Annotated in this window: 16 protein-coding genes; 12 read left to right on the forward strand and 4 right to left on the reverse strand. The window is 70.8% G+C overall.

Features of this window, described 5'->3' with window-relative positions:
• Positions 1-195: 195 nt before the first annotated feature.
• The 5 genes from rhaI to DEJ28_RS13535 all read left to right on the forward strand — a co-directional run bounded on the left by rhaI (position 196) and on the right by DEJ28_RS13535 (position 7552).
• Positions 196-1368: an L-rhamnose isomerase gene (gene rhaI / locus DEJ28_RS13515; protein ID WP_111115122.1), complete on the forward strand. Its 1173-nt coding sequence runs from the start codon at positions 196-198 to the stop codon at positions 1366-1368.
• 34 nt (positions 1369-1402) lie between these two features.
• A complete protein-coding gene (locus DEJ28_RS13520; RefSeq protein ID WP_111115121.1) occupies positions 1403-3460 on the forward strand; it encodes a bifunctional aldolase/short-chain dehydrogenase in 2058 nt (685 codons plus the stop codon).
• 13 nt (positions 3461-3473) lie between these two features.
• The gene (locus DEJ28_RS13525) at positions 3474-4973 is read left to right on the forward strand and encodes a rhamnulokinase (RefSeq protein WP_111115120.1); all 1500 of its coding nucleotides are present in this window, start codon (positions 3474-3476) and stop codon (positions 4971-4973) included.
• Between the two features lie 128 nt (positions 4974-5101).
• Complete coding sequence (locus tag DEJ28_RS13530; protein ID WP_111115228.1) at positions 5102-6295, forward strand: alpha-hydroxy acid oxidase; 1194 nt, start codon at positions 5102-5104, stop codon at positions 6293-6295.
• Between the two features lie 303 nt (positions 6296-6598).
• Complete coding sequence (locus DEJ28_RS13535) at positions 6599-7552, forward strand: glycoside hydrolase family 16 protein (protein ID WP_258368006.1); 954 nt, start codon at positions 6599-6601, stop codon at positions 7550-7552.
• A gap of 107 nt (positions 7553-7659) precedes the next feature.
• Here DEJ28_RS13535 and DEJ28_RS13540 read toward each other — a convergent pair whose 3' ends face one another.
• On the reverse strand, positions 7660-8859 hold the full coding sequence (locus DEJ28_RS13540; RefSeq protein ID WP_111115119.1) for an ROK family protein: 1200 nt from the start codon (positions 8857-8859) through the stop codon (positions 7660-7662).
• A 133-nt stretch (positions 8860-8992) separates the two neighbouring features.
• Between DEJ28_RS13540 and DEJ28_RS13545 the strand changes: the two genes are divergently transcribed.
• Genes DEJ28_RS13545 through DEJ28_RS13560 form a run of 4 tightly spaced genes read left to right on the forward strand, consistent with a single transcriptional unit; the run spans position 8993 to position 13978 of the window.
• Entirely contained in the window at positions 8993-10315 is a 1323-nt protein-coding gene (locus tag DEJ28_RS13545; RefSeq protein ID WP_258368005.1) for an ABC transporter substrate-binding protein, read from the forward strand.
• Between the two features lie 11 nt (positions 10316-10326).
• Positions 10327-11289, forward strand: coding sequence for a carbohydrate ABC transporter permease (locus tag DEJ28_RS13550; protein ID WP_111115117.1), 963 nt, complete (start codon positions 10327-10329; stop codon positions 11287-11289).
• Positions 11289-12206, forward strand: a complete 918-nt coding sequence (locus DEJ28_RS13555; RefSeq protein ID WP_111115116.1) for a carbohydrate ABC transporter permease — start codon at positions 11289-11291, stop codon at positions 12204-12206. Before DEJ28_RS13550 ends, DEJ28_RS13555 begins: the two co-directional genes overlap by 1 nt.
• 35 nt (positions 12207-12241) lie before the next feature.
• Positions 12242-13978 carry a glycoside hydrolase family 13 protein gene (locus tag DEJ28_RS13560; RefSeq protein WP_111115226.1) on the forward strand — a complete coding sequence of 579 codons (1737 nt, stop codon included), beginning with the start codon at positions 12242-12244 and terminating at the stop codon, positions 13976-13978.
• A gap of 78 nt (positions 13979-14056) precedes the next feature.
• On the opposite strand, the gene DEJ28_RS13565 is transcribed toward DEJ28_RS13560, so the two are convergent.
• Complete coding sequence (locus DEJ28_RS13565) at positions 14057-14671, reverse strand: dihydrofolate reductase family protein (RefSeq protein ID WP_111115115.1); 615 nt, start codon at positions 14669-14671, stop codon at positions 14057-14059.
• Positions 14672-14773: 102 nt separating this feature from the next.
• Between DEJ28_RS13565 and DEJ28_RS13570 the strand changes: the two genes are divergently transcribed.
• Together DEJ28_RS13570 and DEJ28_RS13575 are read left to right on the forward strand one after the other, a co-directional pair.
• A complete protein-coding gene (locus tag DEJ28_RS13570; protein WP_111115114.1) occupies positions 14774-15739 on the forward strand; it encodes an ABC transporter ATP-binding protein in 966 nt (321 codons plus the stop codon).
• Positions 15736-16956 (forward strand): ABC transporter permease, encoded by a 1221-nt coding sequence (locus DEJ28_RS13575; protein ID WP_181433667.1) that lies wholly within the window; start codon positions 15736-15738, stop codon positions 16954-16956. The genes DEJ28_RS13570 and DEJ28_RS13575 overlap by 4 nt, the downstream gene beginning before the upstream one ends.
• Here the strand turns inward: DEJ28_RS13575 and DEJ28_RS13580 are convergent.
• Together DEJ28_RS13580 and pnuC are read right to left on the reverse strand one after the other, a co-directional pair.
• Positions 16953-17585 (reverse strand): TetR/AcrR family transcriptional regulator, encoded by a 633-nt coding sequence (locus tag DEJ28_RS13580; RefSeq protein ID WP_111115112.1) that lies wholly within the window; start codon positions 17583-17585, stop codon positions 16953-16955. The two genes, DEJ28_RS13575 and DEJ28_RS13580, sit on opposite strands and share 4 nt — an antisense overlap.
• 67 nt (positions 17586-17652) lie before the next feature.
• Positions 17653-18318, reverse strand: coding sequence for a nicotinamide riboside transporter PnuC (pnuC, locus tag DEJ28_RS13585; protein WP_111115111.1), 666 nt, complete (start codon positions 18316-18318; stop codon positions 17653-17655).
• A gap of 366 nt (positions 18319-18684) precedes the next feature.
• Between pnuC and DEJ28_RS13590 the strand changes: the two genes are divergently transcribed.
• Positions 18685-19245: an alternate-type signal peptide domain-containing protein gene (locus DEJ28_RS13590; protein WP_111115110.1), complete on the forward strand. Its 561-nt coding sequence runs from the start codon at positions 18685-18687 to the stop codon at positions 19243-19245.
• Positions 19246-19394: the final 149 nt, after the last annotated feature.

Genomic DNA, 19394 nt, shown 5'->3' on the forward strand with positions numbered 1-19394 from the left:
GCACGAACGTCGCGCCCCCGCACACCGGGGCGCGATGTTCGCAGCGGGGTGCAACCCGACAACCCACCCGCTGACGACGACACACACGCACCACACACGCACCACCCACACGACACACGCACCACCCCGCTTGCGCGGACAGCGCGCAGCGCGTACCGTATGAAACGATTCAATCGCACACGAGGAAGTGACACGATGACATCGACACCGACCTTCGCCGGCATCGCCGACCAGCTGGCTCGACAGCAGATCGAGCTGCCCAGCTGGGCCTTCGGCAACTCCGGCACCCGCTTCAAGGTGTTCAGCACGCCGGGCACGCCGCGCGACCCCTACGAGAAGATCGCCGACGCCGCGAAGGTGCACGAGTTCACCGGCCTCGCGCCGACCGTGGCGCTGCACATCCCGTGGGACCTCGTGGACGACTTCGCCGACCTCCGCCGGCACGCCCAGGAGCACGGCGTCTCCCTCGGCACCGTGAACTCGAACACGTTCCAGGACGACGACTTCAAGTTCGGCGCCCTGACCCACGTCGACGAGACGATCCGGCAGAAGGCGATCGACCACCACCTGCGCTGCATCGACGTGATGGACGCCACCGGCAGCCGCGACCTCAAGATCTGGCTCGCCGAGGGCTCGAACTACCCCGGGCAAGAGGACATGCGCTCCCGCCAGGACCGCCTGCACGACTCGCTCTCGACGATCTACGACCGCCTCGGTGCGGACCAGCGCCTGGTGCTCGAGTACAAGTTCTTCGAGCCGTCGTTCTACCACACCGACGTCCCCGACTGGGGCACGAGCTACGTGCAGACGAGCGCACTCGGCGACAAGGCGATGGTCTGCCTCGACACCGGGCACCACGCCCCCGGCACGAACATCGAGTTCATCGTGATGCAGCTCCTGCGTCTGGGCAAGCTCGGCAGCTTCGACTTCAACTCGCGCTTCTACGCCGACGACGACCTCATCGTGGGTGCGGCGGACCCGTTCCAGCTGTTCCGCATCCTGGTCGAGGTCATCCGCGGCGGCGGCTACGACAACCCCGACGTCGCGTTCATGCTCGACCAGTGCCACAACATCGAGGACAAGATCCCCGGGCAGATCCGCTCCGTGCTCAACGTGCAGGAGATGACGGCCCGAGCACTGCTCCTCGACCGCGTGGCGCTCACCGCCGCACAGGAGGCGCACGACGTCCTCGGCGCGAACGAGATCTTCATGGACGCGTACCAGACCGACGTCCGCGCCGACCTCGCCGCCTGGCGCGAGTCCCGTGGGCTGCCGGCGAACCCGATGCGCGCCTACCTCGAGTCGGGCTACCAGCGCACGATCGCCGAGGACCGCGTCGGCGGCGTCCAGGCCGGCTGGGGCGCGTAGACACATGACAAGCACAGGACTGGAGGCCCGGACCATGCCCGCAACGCCGCTCACGGATGCAGACGAGACGATCAGTGCACTCATCGCACGTTCGAACGCGCTCGGCTCGGATCCGCGGATCACGAACTACGCGGGCGGGAACACCTCCGCGAAGGGCACCGACACCGACCCGGTCACGGGCGAACCGGTGGAGCTGCTCTGGGTGAAGGGCTCCGGGGGCGACCTCGGCACCCTGACCCCGGCGGGGCTCGCGGTCCTGCGCGTCGACCGGGTCCGGGCACTCCAGGACGTCTACGAAGGGGTCGAGCGCGAGGACGAGATGGTCGCCGCGTTCGACTACACCCTGCACGGCAAGGGCGGCGCCGCCCCGTCGATCGACACGGCGATGCACGCGCTCGTCGACGCCGCGCACGTGGACCACCTGCACCCGGACGCCGGCATCGCGATCGCCACGGCGGCGGACGGCCCGGCGCTGACGGAACGCATCTTCGGCGACAAGGTGGTGTGGGTCCCCTGGCGCCGACCGGGGTTCCAGCTCGGCCTCGACATCGCGGCGGTCAAGCGTGACCACCCGCAGGCGATCGGCACGATCCTCGGCGGCCACGGCATCACCGCGTGGGGGGACACGAGCGACGAGGCGCAACGCAACTCCCGCTGGATCATCGACACCGCCGAGCAGTACATCCAGGAGAACGGCGCCGCCGACCCCTTCGGCGGGACGCGGGCGGGCTTCGAGGCGCTGCCGACCGACGAGCGACGTGCACGCGCTGCGGCCCTCGCCCCGACGATCCGCGGCATCGCCGGCCACGACAAGCCCGTCGTCGGGCGGTTCACGGACAGCGACGTCGTGCTCGACTTCCTGGCGTCGTCCCGCGCGCCGGAACTCACCGCCCTGGGCACGAGCTGCCCGGACCACTTCCTCCGCACGAAGGTGAAGCCGCTCGTCCTCGACCTGCCCGTCACGGCGAGCGTCGACGAGCAGATCGACCGACTGAAGGCCCTCCACGAGGAGTACCGCGCCGACTACCAGGCGTACTACGACCGGCACCGGGCGCCGGAGTCCCCCGCGATCCGCGGCGCCGACCCGCTCATCGTGCTCGTCCCCGGCGTCGGGATGTTCTCGTACGGCAAGGACGCCCAGACCGCCCGCGTCGCCGGCGAGTTCTACGTCAACGCGATCAACGTGATGCGCGGCGCCGAGTCCCTGAGCACCTACGCCCCGATCGACGAGGCCGAGAAGTTCCGGATCGAGTACTGGGCCCTCGAGGAGGCGAAGCTCCAGCGGATGCCCGCCCCGAAGCGCCTCGCGACCCGGATCGCCCTCGTGACGGGGGCCGCGTCCGGCATCGGCAAGGCGATCGCCAAGCGCCTGGCGTCCGAAGGTGCCGCGGTCGTCATCGCGGACCTCGACGTCGACAAGGCCACCGCCGCCGCATCCGAGATCGGCGGCCCGGACCAGGCCATCGGCGTCGCCGCCAACGTGACGGACGCCGCCGCCATCGAGCACGCGATCCAGCAGACGCTGCTGCACTTCGGCGGCCTCGACCTCGTCGTGAACAACGCCGGGCTGTCGCTGTCCAAGAGCCTGCTCGAGACCACCGAGCAGGACTGGGACCTGCAGCACGACGTCATGGCGAAGGGCTCGTTCCTGGTGTCGAAGGCGGCGGCGAAGGTCCTCATCGAGCAGGGCCTCGGCGGCGACATCGTCTACATCTCGTCGAAGAACTCGGTGTTCGCGGGTCCGAACAACATCGCCTACTCCGCCACGAAGGCCGACCAGGCGCACCAGGTGCGGCTCCTCGCGGCCGAGCTCGGCGAGTACGGCGTCCGCGTCAACGGCATCAACCCCGACGGGGTCGTGCGCGGCTCGGGCATCTTCGCCTCCGGCTGGGGCGCGAACCGGGCGAAGACGTACGGCATCGAGGAGCAGGACCTCGGCAAGTTCTACGCCCAGCGGACGATCCTGAAGCGCGAGGTCGTGCCGGAGAACGTCGCGAACGCGGTCTTCGCGATCTGCACGGACGACTTCTCGCACACGACCGGTCTGCACGTGCCGGTGGACGCGGGCGTCGCCGCGGCCTTCCTCCGGTAGCGCGGTCAGTCCCGTGACGAGCAACAGCACCGGCAGCGTGGCCGCCGTCGACCTCGGTGCCACCAGCGGCCGCGTGATCGTCGGCCACGTCGACACCGACGGCGTCCGGATGGAGCACGTCGCGCGGTTCCCGAACGGCCCGGTGACCCTGCACGAAGGCGACGCACACGGCGGTCGGGACGCCCTGCACTGGGACGTCGTCGAGCTGTACCGCCAGGTGACGGCCGGCCTCCGCGACGCCTTCGGACGCCACCCGGACATCGCGAGCATCGGCATCGACTCATGGGCGGTCGACTACGGACTCCTCCGCGAGGGCCGCCTGCTCGGGCTGCCCGCCCACTACCGCGACGAGCGGCACGAGCGGGGCGTCGCACCGGTGCACGAGCGCATCGACGCGGCCGCGCTGTACGCCCGGAACGGCCTGCAGCACCTGCCCTTCAACACCGTGTTCCAGTTCGCCGCCGACCCGTCCCTGCCCCTCGCCCAGCGGGCCCTGCTCGTCCCCGACCTGCTCGGCTACTGGCTCACCGGTGTCGAGGCGGCCGAGCGCACGAACGCGTCGACCACGGGGCTCGTGAACGCGACCACCCGCGGGTGGGACCCGGCGTTGCGGACTGCTGCGGGCCTCCAGGCCGGGTTGCTGCCCACGCTGCGCGACCCGGGCGACCGACTCGGCCCCCTGCTGCCGTCCGTCGCCGACGTCGTCGGAGGGCAGGCGCCCGTCACCCTCGTCGGCTCGCACGACACGGCGTCCGCCGTCGTCGCGGTCCCCGCGACGGACCCGGACTTCGCGTACATCTCCTCCGGCACGTGGTCGTTGGTCGGTGTCGAGCTCGACGCGCCGGTCCTGTCGGACGCGGCCCGCCAGGCCAACTGCACCAACGAGGGCGGCGTCGACGGACGGATCCGGTTCCTCAAGAACGTGTCCGGACTGTGGCTGCTCTCCGAGAGCGTCCGCACCTGGGAGCGTGGTGGCGACCACGTCGACCTGGAGGCGCTGCTCGCCTCCGCCGCGGCCGTCACCGCCCCGGTCCCCGTCTTCGACCCCGCGGACGAGTCGTTCACGCCGCCCGGCGACATGCCGTCCCGGATCGCGACGTGGTGCACCGCCCACGGGCGGAGCGCACCGGCGAACCGTGCCGAGTTCGTCCGCAGCATCCTCGAGTCGCTCGCGACGGCGTACGCGTCGACGCTCCGCACCATCGCCGACGTGACCGGCAAGGACATCCGCGTCGTGCACATCGTGGGTGGCGGCTCCCAGAACCGGCTGCTCTGCCAGCTCACCGCCGACCGCACCGGACTGCCCGTCCTCGCCGGGCCGGTCGAGGCGACCGCGCTCGGCAACGTCCTGGTCCAGGCGCGCGCCGCTGGACTCGCGGGCCTCCGAGGGGCTTCACTGGAGGCACTCCGCAGCACCGTCGCACGGACCGTCGAGCCCGTGCGCTACACCCCAGCACCCTCGGCGTCGTCACGCGCCGATCCCGATCGAACCACCGTCAGGAGCCACGCATGACCACGACCGACGACCAGCACCGCGTCGACCCCGCGACCGGGGCCCCCGCTGCCTCGACCGGTCCCGCGTCCACCGCGCGTGTCCGGGTGAAGCGGCAGCTGCCGACCGTGCACGACCTCGCACCGCTCATGCAGTTCAAGAAGCCGGACCTCAACGCCCGGCGCCGTCGGCTGGACCAGGCACTGACGATCTGGGACCTGCGGAAGATCGCCGCACGCCGGACCCCGAAGGCCGCGTTCGACTACACCGAAGGGGCCGCCGAGGCCGAGATCTCGCTCGCCCGCGCGCGGCAGGCGTTCGAGGACATCGAGTTCACGCCCGCGATCCTCCGCGACGTCTCGACGGTCGACACCTCCCGCTCGGTGCTGGGCGCGCCCGTGTCGTACCCGTTCGGCATCGCCCCGACCGGCTTCACGCGGATGATGCAGACCGAGGGCGAGCGTGCCGGGGCCCGGGCCGCCGGTCGCGCCGGCATCCCGTTCTCGCTCTCCACGATGGGCACCACCGCCATCGAGGACGTCCGCGACGCGAACCCGCACGGGCGCAACTGGTTCCAGTTGTACATGTGGAAGGACCGCGAGAAGTCGATGGCGCTCGTCTCGCGCGCCGAGGCCGCCGGGTTCGACACGCTGCTCGTCACGGTCGACGTCCCCGTCGCCGGAGCCCGCCTGCGCGACAAGCGGAACGGGTTCTCGATCCCGCCGCAGCTCGGTGCGAAGACCATCGTCAACGCGATCCCCCGGCCGTGGTGGTGGTTCGACTTCCTCACCACCGAACCGCTGGCGTTCGCGTCGCTCGACCGCTGGTCGGGCACCGTCGGTGAGCTCCTCGACCACATGTTCGACCCGACCGTCACCTACGAGGACCTGGCGTGGATCCGTGACCAGTGGAAGGGCAAGGTCGTCGTCAAGGGCGTGCAGTCCCTGGCGGACGCGAAGCGCCTGGCCGACCTGGGCGTCGACGGCATCACGTTGTCGAACCACGGTGGCCGGCAGCTCGACCGCGCCCCCGTCCCGTTCCACCTGCTGCCGTCGGTCGTGCGCGAAGTGGGTGCGGACACCGAGGTCCACCTGGACACGGGCATCATGTCCGGCGCCGACATCGTGGCCGCGGTCGCCCTCGGCGCGAAGTTCACGATGGTCGGCCGGGCGTACCTGTACGGGCTGATGGCGGGTGGTGAAGCCGGGGTGGACCGGATGATCCAGATCCTCTCCGAGCAGATCGAACGGACCATGCGGTTGCTCGGTGTCGCGACCCTCGACGAGCTCGAACCGGGGCACGTGACGCAGCTCGCACGACTGACCCCGATCGCCCGGAGCTGACGAGGTTTCCTCGGTCATCGGGCGAGGTTTCCTCGGTCATCGGGCGAGGTTTCCTCGGTCATCGGCCGAGCCTTCCTCGGGTCGTCGACCGTTCCGGAACGGGTTCCGACGGGACCCCCCGAACGGGGCACAGATGAGGCATGATGTTCGTGGACTCGTCACCGAAGCCCGGCGGCAGCACCGCCGGACGCGGGTCCGTGCCATCCCGAGCCCCACACCCGAGGAGCCCGTCATCGACACCCGTACCCCGCGCACTCCTGTGCGCGAATCATCCCCCACGCCCCCCGTCGACCGGATCACCCGGTGAACCGTCGACTCGCCGTCCTCGCAGCTGCGACCGCCGGCGCCCTCGTCCTCGGTGTCCCCACCGCCGCTTCCGCCCACACCTGGTGGGGCTGGAACGGTCACCGGAACCCCGCACCGACGGCATCCCCCACTCCCACCTCCACCGAGACTCCGAGCGAGACACCGGCCGACACGTCGACCGGCGCTCCCGAGGCCACTGCTGACCCGACTCCCTCGGACCAGCCGACCTCCGCACCGGCCGGCGAGCAGATCACCCCGAGCCTGGCTCCGACCTCTGCACCGGAGCCCGAGTCCGACGCGACGGCTGCGCCCGCCGCCGACGACTCGGCCTCGTCCGCGCCGGACGCCTCCTTCGTCGAGGACTTCGACGTGTCGGCCGCGGTCGGCCGGGTCGCGGCGCTCTACCCGCAGGCGTGGCAGCCCTACCCCGACGGCACGTCCGGCATCTACGAGCCGAGCAAGACCGTCTCCGTCCACGACGGCGTCATGGACGTCCAGCTGGGCGGTGCCGGTGCGGCCGGCACGTTCGGTTCCGTCGCCGGGGCCTGGAGCCACGTCGGTGGCTCGTTCTCCGTCCGCGCGAAGGCGACGGGCGGCGACGGCAACGGCGCGGCGTTCATGCTGTGGCCGACGTCGAACGTCTGGTCCGACGGCGAGATCGACTTCCCCGAGGGCAACTTCGAGTCGAGCCCGCAGGCGTTCCAGCACTCGATGACGCCCGGGCAAGAGGCCGAGCGCGTCCAGGTCGACAGTGGCGTCTCGTGGCGCGACTGGCACACCTACACGGTGGACTGGGACCCGGGGAAGTCCGTCACGTACAGCGTCGACGGCAAGGTCCTCCGGACCGTCACCCAGGACGTCCCGACCACGGCGCACCGCTTCATGTTCCAGACCGGGAACTGGGGTGCGTCGGGCAACCTGCTCATCGACTGGGTCTCCACCACGGAGTAGCTCGTCGCGAGCGCTCCCTTCGTGAGCGGCAATGGTCGGGTTCCGGTTCGGGACCCGACCATTGCTGCTCACCGAGTGCTGCGAACCGCGCGGTGAGCTCCCGCGCGTCAGGCGAACGCGGGGCGCACCGTGAACGACAACGGGTCGGCGCGGACGGCGTCGACCCCGTGCTCCACGGCGCCGAGCACGACGACGTCGGCCCCGAGCGAGGACGCCACGATCTCGGGCACCGGGGCGAAGTGCCCGCCGTCGAGCAGGGCACGGGCACGGTCGATCACCGCGGCGGCCGGCTCGGCGATGGCCCCGGCGACGACCACGCGGTCGATGTCGAGCAGGCTCGCGAGCAGGACGCAGACGCGGGCGAGGCGGTCCCCCAGCCGGTCCACGATCGACACGGCCACGGGGTCCCCGGCGCGGGCGGCGGCGAACACCGCGGGAGCGTCGGACTCCGGCCCGAGCAGCCCGCCGGGCCGGCGACCGGTCGCACCGTCCGGCGCGCCTGCGGGCACGACGTCGCGGGCGGCCATCGCCTCGACGACGAGCGTCCGGGCGGTCGCACCGATGCCGTCCGACGACCCGACGCCGTCGACGATCTCGAGGACCCGCATCTCCCCCGCGCCACCATGGGCACCGCGGAGCAGGACGCCGTCCACGACGAGTCCGGCACCGAACCGCTCCCCGGAGAGCAGCGCCGCGAAGGACGCCTCGCCCGAGGACGGCCGTTCGGCGAGCGCGGCGAGGTTCGCGTCGTTCTCGACGATCACCCGCCCGCCCGGCACGGCGTCACCGAAGCCCGGGTTCATCCGGTCCCAGAACCCACCGTCCCCCGGCGAGACCCCGGCGGCGTCGACCGGTGCCGGGATGCCGACGACCGTGACGAGCACCCGCGCGGGGTCGACGGTGGCGTCGGCGAGCGCGGCCGTGACGGTCTCGGCGAGGACCCGGAGCCGGACGGGCACGTCGAGCCCGGAGTCGCCGAGCGCACCCTCGGCGCGGCCGAGCACGGCTCCGCGGAGATCGGCGACGAGCACGGTCACGCGGTGCTGGCCGGCGTCCACCCCGACGACGACCCCGGCGTCGGTCTCGAGCTCGTAGCGTCTGGCGGGGCGGCCCATCCGGTACTCCCCGGCGGCGCGGGCGTCGTCGAGTTCGCGGACCCACCCGAGACGGACGAGTTCCTCGCACGCGCCGAGCACGGTCGAGCGGGTCAGGCCGGTCGCGTCGATCGCCTCGGTCGCGGTGAACGCGTGCACGGCGAAGGCGTACTCGAGCAGCGTCTCTGCGCTCGTTCCACGGTGCGACGGCATGTCGTGACCCTATCGCGACGACACTTGCTTGCGGCAGTAGATTTTCTCGCTACATTTAGTCATGCGGGCAGCATCGGAGCTGGTCCCGCGTCCGGAACGGCAGAGACGCCGAGTCCGGGTGAACGGAGACGACGTGCGACCACACGCCACAGGGATCGTCAAGGGCGCAACAGCCGCCAGGAGCGCCGCCGCGGTCAGCCGCCGCTCGTTCCTGTTCGGGGCGGGCGGCATCGGGGCGAGCCTGGCGCTCGCGGGATGTGCCCCGCTGGGTTCCTCGAGCAGCCGACCCGAGACCATCACGTTCTACGTCTCGAAGCCCGAGGTGATCGGGTACTTCGACGACGTCATCGCGAAGTTCCACGCCAGCCAGGACAAGATCCGGGTCGTCCGCGACTCGACGTCGAGCATGTCCGCGAACTTCGTCCGGAACCGTCCGCCGGACCTCGGGTGCTGGAACTACAACTTCTCGGTCGCCCCGTTCGTCGAGCACGGTGCACTCACGGACCTGTCCGACCTGCCGCAGGCCGCCACCATCAACCCGGACCTGTGGCCGCTCCTCGAGCAGACCGCCGACTACCCCGGACGGAAGAGCGCCCTGCCGTACTCGGTCACCGCGGCGTCGGTCATCTACGACAAGCAGCTCTTCGCGAAGCAGGGCATCGAGGTCCCGACCACCTGGACCGAGTTCGCCGAGGTCTGCGAACGCCTGACGACGGCCGGCATCGCGCCGATCTACGGCACGTTCAAGGACAACTGGACGATCGCGCAGGGCATGTTCGACTACACGATCGGCGGCATGCTCGACGTGCCCAGGACGTTCTCGGCACTCGAGCGCGAGGGCACGTCAGTCGGCAAGGGCTCGGCCGTGTCGTTCGAGAAGGACTTCGCCGCGCCGATGCGCCGGATGGAGCAGCTCCGCCAGTGGCACCAGGACGGCGCCGCCAGCCGCGGGTACGGCGACGGCAACCTCGCGTTCGCGCAGGGCAAGGCCGCGATGTACCTGCAGGGGCCGTGGGCGCTCGGCGAGATCGCCAAGACCACGCCCGACATGGACCTCGGCACGTTCCCGCTCCCCGTCACCGACGACGCCGCCGACCGGAAGGTGCGGGTGAACGTCGACCTGGCGCTCTGGATCCCGGAGGCGTCCCGCAAGCAGGAGGCGGCGCGCGAGTTCCTGTCGTACCTGATGCAGCCGAAGGTGAACGACAAGTACAACGCCGACAACAACGGCTTCGGCGTCCGGAAGGACGCGCCGCCCGCCTCGAACCCCGCACTCACCGGCATGCAGTCGTACTACGACGACGCGGCCTTCTACCTCGGCGCCTCGCAGCTCATCCCCGCCGAGATCCCCGTCGCGAACTACGCGCAGTCGATCGCCTTCGGCGGCGACGCGCAGCGACAGCTCCGCACCCTCGACGCCGACTGGGCGCGTCTCGCGCTCCGCACGGCCGCGTAAGGAGACCTCGCATGGCCACCACGACCACTGAATCCATCACGACGGCGGACCGCCGCCGACGTGGCGGAGCCGCAGCGCGCCTCCAGGCCGGGAAGGGCGCTGGCGCACGGCGCGGCAAGCGCCGCCTCGACCCCCTGTTCCTCGCGTTCCTGCTGCCCACCCTCGTGCTCTTCACCCTCGCCATCACGCTCCCCGCGGTGATGGGCATCGTGCTGAGCTTCACGAACTCCGTCGGCTTCGGCGAGTTCCGCTTCACCGGCCTGACGAACTACGTCGCGGTGTTCTCCGACCCCGCGATCCTGCAGGCGTACCTGTTCACACTCGGGTTCTCGCTCGTCACCGTCGTCGTCGTGAACGCGATCGCGTTCCTGCTCGCCATCGCGCTCACGTCGAAGGTGCGCGGGAAGATCGCCCTCCGCGCCGTGTTCGTCCTGCCGATGGTGATCTCCGGCATCGTCATCGCGTACGTGTTCTCGTTCCTGTTCGCGAACAGCCTGCCAGCGCTGGCGTCCGCGGTCGGGTTCGCGCCGCTCGAGCAGAGCATCCTGGCGAACCCGGACCTGGCGTGGATCGCGATCGTCGTGGTCACCGCGTGGCAGGCGATCCCGTCGACGCTCCTCATCTACATCGCCGGCGTCCTGTCGATCCCCGGCGAGGTGTACGAGGCGGCGGCACTCGACGGGGCGAGTGCGTGGCGGCAGCTCGTCTCGATCACCGCACCGCTCACCGCGGGCTACATCCTCATCAACCTGGTGATCGGGTTCAAGAACTTCCTCAACTCCTACGACATCATCGTCGGCCTCACCGACGGCGGTCCTGGCACCTCGACCACCAGCGTCGCGATGTCGATCTTCAAGGGCTTCAACGGCGGCGACTACTCCTACCAGATGGCGAACGCCACGATCTTCTTCGTCATCGCGGTCGTCATCGCCGTGATCCAGCTGCGGGCCACCCGCGGGAAGGCAGCACTCTGATGTCCCTGCAAGCACCCCTGCGACCGGGGACCACCGCGACCGGCAGCATCCGCTCGGTGAACGCCGACCGGTCGTCCGGCGGCGCACGGAAGCCCGGACGCGGCACCTCCAACTGGCCGGTCACGGTCGTCCTCGTGCTCTGCGCCCTGTCCGTCCTCGTCCCGCTCTACGTCACCGTCACGATGGCGTTCAAGACGACCGCGCAGTCGGTCGACGGCAACGCGTTCTCGCTGCCGGCGCCGTTCAGCGTCGACGGCTTCGTGCAGGCCTGGCAGCTCACGGACTTCCCGCGGGCGTTCGGCGTCTCGGTGTTCGTCGCGGCGATCACCGTCGTCGGCACGATCCTGCTCGCCTCGTTCACGGCGTACGCGATCGCCCGGAACTGGGACCGCCGGCTGTTCCGCTGGTCGTTCTTCTACCTGCTCGCGGCGATGTTCCTGCCGTTCCCGGTGCTCGCGCTGTCGCAGGTGAAGCTCACCGGGATGGCCGGGCTCGACAACCCGATCGGCGTCGCGATCCTGCACGTCATGTTCCAGCTGTCCTTCAGCGTCCTGCTCTTCACGGCCTTCCTGCGGTCGATCCCCGCGGAGCTGGAGGAGAGTGCGCGCATCGACGGTGCGAGCACGGGACAGGTGTTCTGGCGACTGGTGTTCCCGCTCCTCGCACCGATGAGCGCCACCGTCGGCATCTTCGCGTTCCTCGCGTCGTGGAACGACTTCGTGATGCCGTCGCTCATCACCTCGAACCCGGCGCTGCAGACGCTGCCGGTGCTGCAGCAGATGTTCCAGACGCAGTTCAGCAACAACTACAACGTGTCGTTCGCCTCGTACCTGATGGCGATGGCGCCGGCGATCGTCGTCTACCTCGTCACCCAGCGATGGGTGATGGCCGGTGTGACGCAGGGCGCCATCAAGTGACCGACACCACCACGACCGAGAGGACCACCACCACCATGACCGACGTCGTCGAGACGCCCACCACGCCCACCACGGCCACCACGGCCACCACGGCCACGCCCACCACGGCCACCAGCACCGCCCGCCCCGACAGCGACGAGACCTGGTGGCGCCAGGCGAGCGTCTACCAGATCTACCCGCGCTCCTTCGCGGACGCGAACGGCGACGGCATCGGCGACCTCCGCGGTGTCACCGAGCGGGTGCCGTACCTGGCGTCGCTCGGGATCGAGGCCGTCTGGCTCAGCCCCTTCTACCCGTCCGCCCTCGCCGACGGCGGCTACGACGTCGACGACTACCGCGACGTCGACCCGAAGCTCGGCACGCTCGAGGACTTCGACGCGATGGTCCAGGCGCTGCACGGCGCCGGCATCCGGGTGATCGTCGACATCGTCCCGAACCACACCAGTGACCGGCACGAGTGGTTCCGCGAGGCCCTGGCCAGCCCGAAGGGCTCCCCCGCCCGTGACCGCTACGTCTTCCGCGACGGCTCCGGCCCGGACGGCAGCGAGGCGCCGGCCGACTGGATCTCGATCTTCGGCGGCCCGGCGTGGACCGCGGCCGGCGACGGCCAGTGGTACCTGCACAGCTTCGCCAAGGAACAGCCCGACCTCAACTGGGCGAACCGCGAGGTCCGCGACGACTTCCTCCGCACCCTACGCTTCTGGTCGGACCGCGGCGTCGACGGGTTCCGCATCGACGTGGCGCACGGGCTCGCGAAGGACCTCGGCGAGACGCTGCCGACCTGGGCCGAGCTCTCGGAGATGCCGAAGGACGGCACGCACCCGCTCTGGGACCGTGACGACGTGCACGAGATCTACGCCGAGTGGCGCCGGGTCTTCGACGAGTACACGCCGGCCCGCACCGCCGTCGCCGAGGCGTGGGTGGCCGCCGACCGCCGCGCCCGCTACGCCAGCGCCGAGGGACTCGGGCAGGCGTTCAACTTCGACCTCCTCGAGGCCGACTTCGACGCCGCCGCCTTCCGCGAGGTCATCGAGTTCAACCTCGGCCTCGCCGAGCAGTCCGGCTCGTCGACCACGTGGGTGTTCTCCAACCACGACGTGGTGCGGCACGCCACCCGGTACGCGCTGCCCCCGCGGAGCGGCGACGCCGACCACGCGCCGACCACCGAGAAGCAGGGCAGCGCCTGGCTGCTCGCCGGCGGCTCGCAGGACGCGCTCGACCGCGACCTCGGGCTGCGTCGTGCGACGGCGGCGACGCTGCTCGAGCTCGCACTGCCCGGCTCCGCGTACCTGTACCAGGGCGAGGAGCTCGGCCTGCAGGAGGTCGGCGACATCCCCGACGCCGACCGCCAGGACCCCGCGTTCTTCCGGAACCCGGGTGTCGACGTCGGCCGTGACGGCTGCCGCGTGCCGCTCCCCTGGACCCGCTCGGGTTCGTCGTTCGGCTTCGGCTCCGGCGGCTCCCACCTGCCGCAGCCGGCGTGGTTCGGCGAGTACTCGGTCGAGGCCGAGGACGCCGACCCGGACTCGACGCTCGCCCTCTACCGGAAGGCGCTCGGGCTCCGCGGGCAGCTGCAGTCCGAGGAGCACCTCGAGTGGCTCGAGACCGGCCGCGACGACGTGCTCGCCTTCCGTCGTCCGAACGGCTGGACGAGCGTCACGGTGTTCGGCGACGAGCCGTACCGCCTCCCCTCCGGCGAGCTGCTGCTCGCCTCCGCGCCGGTGGCAGACGGCGCACTGTCGGGTGTGGGGACCGCCTGGTTGCGTTCCTGACGGAACGGTGCGCGTCCTCGACGCGACCAGGTGACGGACTGGAGGCGCGGTGCAGGCAGGCACCGCGCCTCCAGTCCGTCAGGGGGTCTCGTCCACCGCACCGGTTCCGTCCACCGCACCGGTGCCGTACCGGATCCGGTACCGGAGGTGCGTGACACCGCCCTCACCGAGCAGGACACGCACGCGCTCCAGCTGCCGCTCGACGCTGCCGAGGTGCTCGAACAACCGGAGCCCCTCGCCGAGCAGCACCGGCACGAGGTGGATCTCCACCTCGTCGAGGAGCCCGGCGGCGATCGCGCGCTGCGCCGTGGCCGCGCCGTGCACCAGGACGTCGCCGTCCCCAGCGGCGCTCCGTGCGGCGTCGAACGCGACGCGGACGTCGTCCGTGTAGTGGACCGCCGGCCAGTGGTCGGTCCAGGCCGGCCGTGGTCGACGGCTGAGCACCCAGATCGGGACGCCCGCGTGGTGGTCGCCGTCCCAGCCCCCGGCCGGTTCGAACGTGCCGCGGCCCGCGACGACCGCTCCGGTCGCCAGGAACTCGGCGACGACCTGCTCGTTCACGTCGCCCTCGGTGGGGAACAGCCACTCGTGCAGCCGCATCCCGCCGTCGCCGAGCCCGTTCTCGTCGGAGACGTTCGGACCGGCGACGAACCCGTCGAGCGACATCGACATGTACAGCACCGTGTTGCCCATCAGCGACTCCGCTCCTCGTGTCCGGTGCATCCTCCTCCCGCCGACGCCGGCGCGTCACCGTCAGGCGGTCCCGGTAGGGTCGGCACGTCGAGAGGGGCGAGGATGGCCGGGGCGAGCATCACCGTGCAGGACTTCGTCATGCGCTACGGCGACCGGAACGTGGTCGACGGCCTCTCCTTCGACATCGCGCCGGGCGAGACCTTCGGCCTGCTCGGCAGCAACGGCTCCGGCAAGACCACCACGATCCGTGCCCTGCTCGGCATCACGACGCCGACGGCCGGCACGCTCACGATCGACGGGCACCCGTACCGCCCGGCCACGGGCGGCATCGGCTACCTGCCGGAGGAACGCGGGCTGTACCGCAAGGAGTCCGTCATCGACGTGATGTCCTACTTCGGGCGGCTCCGGGGTCTGCGTGGACCCGAGGCCACGGCGTGGAGCATGGACTACCTCGCCCGCGTCGGGCTCGCCGACCGGGCGAAGCTCCGCGTCGACAAGCTCTCCGGTGGCCAGCAACAGAAGGTGCAGCTCGGGATCACGATCATGGACCGTCCACGTCTGCTCATCCTCGACGAACCGACGAAGGGCCTCGACCCGGTGAACCGCCGGCTGCTGCTCGACCTGGTCGACGAGCGGAAGGCGGACGGCGCGACCGTCATCCTCGTGACCCACCACATGGACGAGGTCGAACGGCTCTGCGACCGGATCCTCCTGCTCAAGGACGGCACCGCGGCCGCGTACGGCACCATCCCCGACGTGCAGGACGCCTTCGGCGGCGCAGTCGCCCGCGTCGGGCTCGACGGCACCGTGCCACGGTCACCGCTCTACCGGCTCGCCCGGCACGAGGGGCACGTCGCCTACCTCGTCCCCACGCCCGCCGCCGCGCTGGACGGGTCGGACATCCTCGCCTCGCTCGTCGCCGCCGGGGTGCACGTCACCGGGTTCGAGATGCGACGGATCCCCCTCGACGAGATCTTCGTGCAGGTCTACGGGCACGACGCGCTCGCGGGTGAGTCGTCCTGGGGCGGGACACCCACCGCGGGCACGACGAGCGGGGCCGCCGCGTGAGCCGCCTCGGGACCGTCGTCCGGTTCGAGTTCGTCCGTGCCGTCAAGAAGCCCGCGTTCTGGATCGGCACGCTCGCGCTGCCCGTCGTCATCGTGGTCGTCTCGCTGCTGGTCGGTGTCGGCCAGGCCGCGGGCACCGACTCCGTGGTGTCCAGCTCCTCGGCGGCGCGGACCCCGTTCCACTACGTCGACGACTCCGGGCTCGTGTCGGAGACCGTCGCGCACAAGTGGGGCGGATCGCCGTCCTCGGACCCGGCGGCCGACCGGGCAGCCGTCCGTGCCGGCACCCTCGACGCGTTCATCGAGTTCCCGGAGTCTCCCTCGACGACGCCGATCCGGGTCGAGGCCGCCGACCGCGGGCTCTTCGGCAACGGCGGCTACTCGTCGTTGGCCGAACGGGTGCTCGAGCAGAGCATCACGGCGACGGTCGACGACCCCGAGACCGTGCAGCTGCTGCGGAACCCGCCGGCCACCGACCTCACGACCTACGCCGACGGTCAGGTCGCGCCCGGGTGGCTGTCGATCGTGCCGCCGTTCCTCTTCGTCGCCGCGTTCTTCGGGCTCGTCATCCTGCTCGCGGCGCGCATGGTGACCGTCGTGGTCGAGGAGAAGGAGAACCGGATCTCCGAGATGATCCTCACCACCGTGACCGCGGGCGACCTCATCCGCGGCAAGGTCGTCGCGATGCTGCTGGTCGGCTTCGTGCAGGTCGGGATCTTCGTCGTTCCGGGCCTCGTCGGCCTGGTCGCGGTGCTGCCCCTCGTCGCCTCGCGGTTGGGCGGCCTGGTCGTCGACCCCTGGCGGATGGTCGTCGGGGCACTGCTGCTCGTCGGCGGGGTGCTGCTCGCGTCCGGGCTGTTCGTCGCCGTCGGCGCCGCCGTGCCCTCGATCAAGGACGCCTCGGCGCTGCAGTCCGCCGCGATCTTCTCGTTGATCATCCCGATCTACGCGGCGTTCTTCGTGATGACCACCCCGACGTCGCCGATCGCCGCGTTCTTCACGTACTTCCCGACCTTCACGCCGATCACCGCGATGGTGCGGAATGCCGTCGGGTCGCTCAGCGTCACCGAGTCGGTGGTCTGCATCGTCGAGGTGTTCGTCGTCGCCGCGCTGCTGCTGTGGTTCGCCGAGTACCTGTTCCGGCACTCGGTCGCCCAGTACGGCTCGAAGGTGACGCTGCGGCAGATCGCGTCGTGGCGCAGGAGCCGGACCCGTTAGCTCGTGAGCACGACCTCGTCGAGGTCCCACGCCGGGACCTCGCGCTCGCGCCAGCCCTGGCGGAGGGTGCGCACCGAGCGGTCGAACTCCACGAGGACGTCGAGGTGCGGCCGCACGAGCATCTGGATCTGCAGCCCCTGGTACACGGCGAGCAGCTGCGTGGCCGCCTGGTAGGTCGGGATCGCGAGCTGTTCGTTGGCGGCGTCGACGTCGCGCTGGAGCCCGGACTCGAGCTGCTCGACGTAGTCCTCGAAGCGCTTGCGGAACAGTTCGGCGAACCCGGTGTCGGCCGCGGCGATGGTGATCACGCCGGCGAGCACCCGGACGAGCCCCGGATCGGCGACGTCCTCGGCCAGGGTCGTGCGGACGTACTCGATCGTGCAGCTCGGCGGGTTCTTCCGGCGGGTCCCGCGCAACTGCGTCCACCGGTCGTAGGTCACGAGCAGCAGGGCGTCCCAGGTCGGGAAGAGGCGCTGGACGACGTCGGCCCCAACGCCCGCGACCTCGGCCACCACCCCGGCGTCGACGGCGTCGAACGGGTGCAGGCGGTAGGCGCGGATGGCTCCGCGGACGATTCGCTCGGCGGTGGACTGCTCGTCCTCGAGTGATGCGTCGTGGTGGTGATCCATCCGACCATCCCACCTGACCGAGCGGCCCCTGTCTGCTCCCCGACCGGGGGCCGTCGCGTTCTGCGGATCAACCGACGGTGATCGGAGCCGCCGACGGCCTGGTGCGCTGCTTCGCCCAGACGAAGAACCCGGCGAGGGTGAACGCGCCGTAGAACACGTACATCAGACCGGAGGCGTAGTACCCGGCCGAGAAGAGCAGCGGCACGCCGACCAGGTCGACGGCCACCCAGATGAGCCAGAACTCCACCCATCCCTTTGCCATGCCGTAGGTGGCGAGCAGCGAGCCGACGAAGATCCAGGCGTCGCTCCACACCGGTTCGTACGAACCGAGGGCGCGGAAGACCGGGGTCAGGACCGCGGTCCCGCCCACCATGGCGAGGACCAGCAGACCGCGGGTCCGCCAGGAGGCCCAGCGCGGCTCGATCACGGTCGTCGCCTCGTCGGGTCGGTGCGTCCACCGGTACCAGCCGTAGACGCTGACGATGACGAACATCACCTGACGGCCGGCCTGGCCGAGCAGGTTCACCGGGTTCGGGGTGTCGAAGAGCGCCCCCATGAAGACGGTGAAGAGCAGGGCGTTGCCGACGATGCCGACCGGCCAGGCCCACACCTTGCGGCGCATCCCACCGAGCGCGCTGAGCAGACCGAACACGTTCCCGATCACCTCGCGCCAGAGCACGGTCTGGTCGCCGATGACGAGCTGCGCGTCGAACAACCACCGCACGATGCCCATGAAGCCCTCCTCGTTCCGGTCGATGCAACGGTATGGGTTCGGTCCGCATTCCTCGCTCGGACAGCTCCGGATCGGGGTACAAACCGTGTCCGCACTGTCGGGGACCGAAATGACCCCCGGACTGGGTTCATGCAGACGCATGTTTCGACTTGTCCGCACTTTGGGGGACGAGTACCGTCGACACCAGAGCGAGTCCAGCCCGCCCGAGACGTGTCACGTCGCGGAGCCCGGCGACCACTCTCCGGCGTCGGTCAGCCGCGACCCCCTCCAACCACGGGGTCGATGACAACGTCCCGTCGGCACGGTCGAACCCGAATCCGTGCCGGTGGCCACCAGCGCACCCGTCTGCGCAGAAACGGACTCCTCATGCACAAGATCGTGACCGGTGCCATCGCCGGCGCCGCCGGTGTCGCCCTCCTCCTCGGCGGTGCGGGCACCTTCGCCCTCTGGAACGCCAGCGCCAGCACCGCCGCCTCGTCGGTCAGCTCCGGCTCGCTCACCCTCAGCGCCAACAACGACGGCGCCTGGACCGACATCACCAACGGCCGCTCCGCCACGATCAACCCGGCGAGCGCCCTCATGGTCCCGGGCAACACCTACCAGTTCACGCAGACGCTGACGATCGGTGCGAGCGGCCAGGACCTCAAGGCGAACCTCACCTACGCCAACCAGAGCATCACCGGTGACGCCGCGCTCCTCGCCGCCACCACGAAGACGCTCGCCGTCTCGTCCTCGAGCGCGTCCGTCGTGCAGTCGACCGCCTCCGGGGCATCGAACACCTTCGTGGTGTCCCCGTCGGCGTCGACCTCGACCGTCAAGGTCGTCTTCACCATCGGGCTCCCCGCGTCGGCGACCACCGGCCAGGGCGGCACCCTCAACGTCGGCGCGCTCGCCTTCACGCTGACGCAGACCGCCATCGGTTCCTGACCTGCCGGGCCCGACCCCGGGCCCGGGACGCCGCCGTCTCGATGGGTCCCTGATCCGCCGATCGCGACCGGCGCGCCTCCAGGCCCGGTCCACGCACCCACACAGCTGAGCCGCCCCACCGGGGGCGACCACACGACCACCACGACGAC

Source organism: Curtobacterium sp. MCPF17_002, from assembly GCF_003234115.2.
Lineage (GTDB): Bacteria > Actinomycetota > Actinomycetes > Actinomycetales > Microbacteriaceae > Curtobacterium.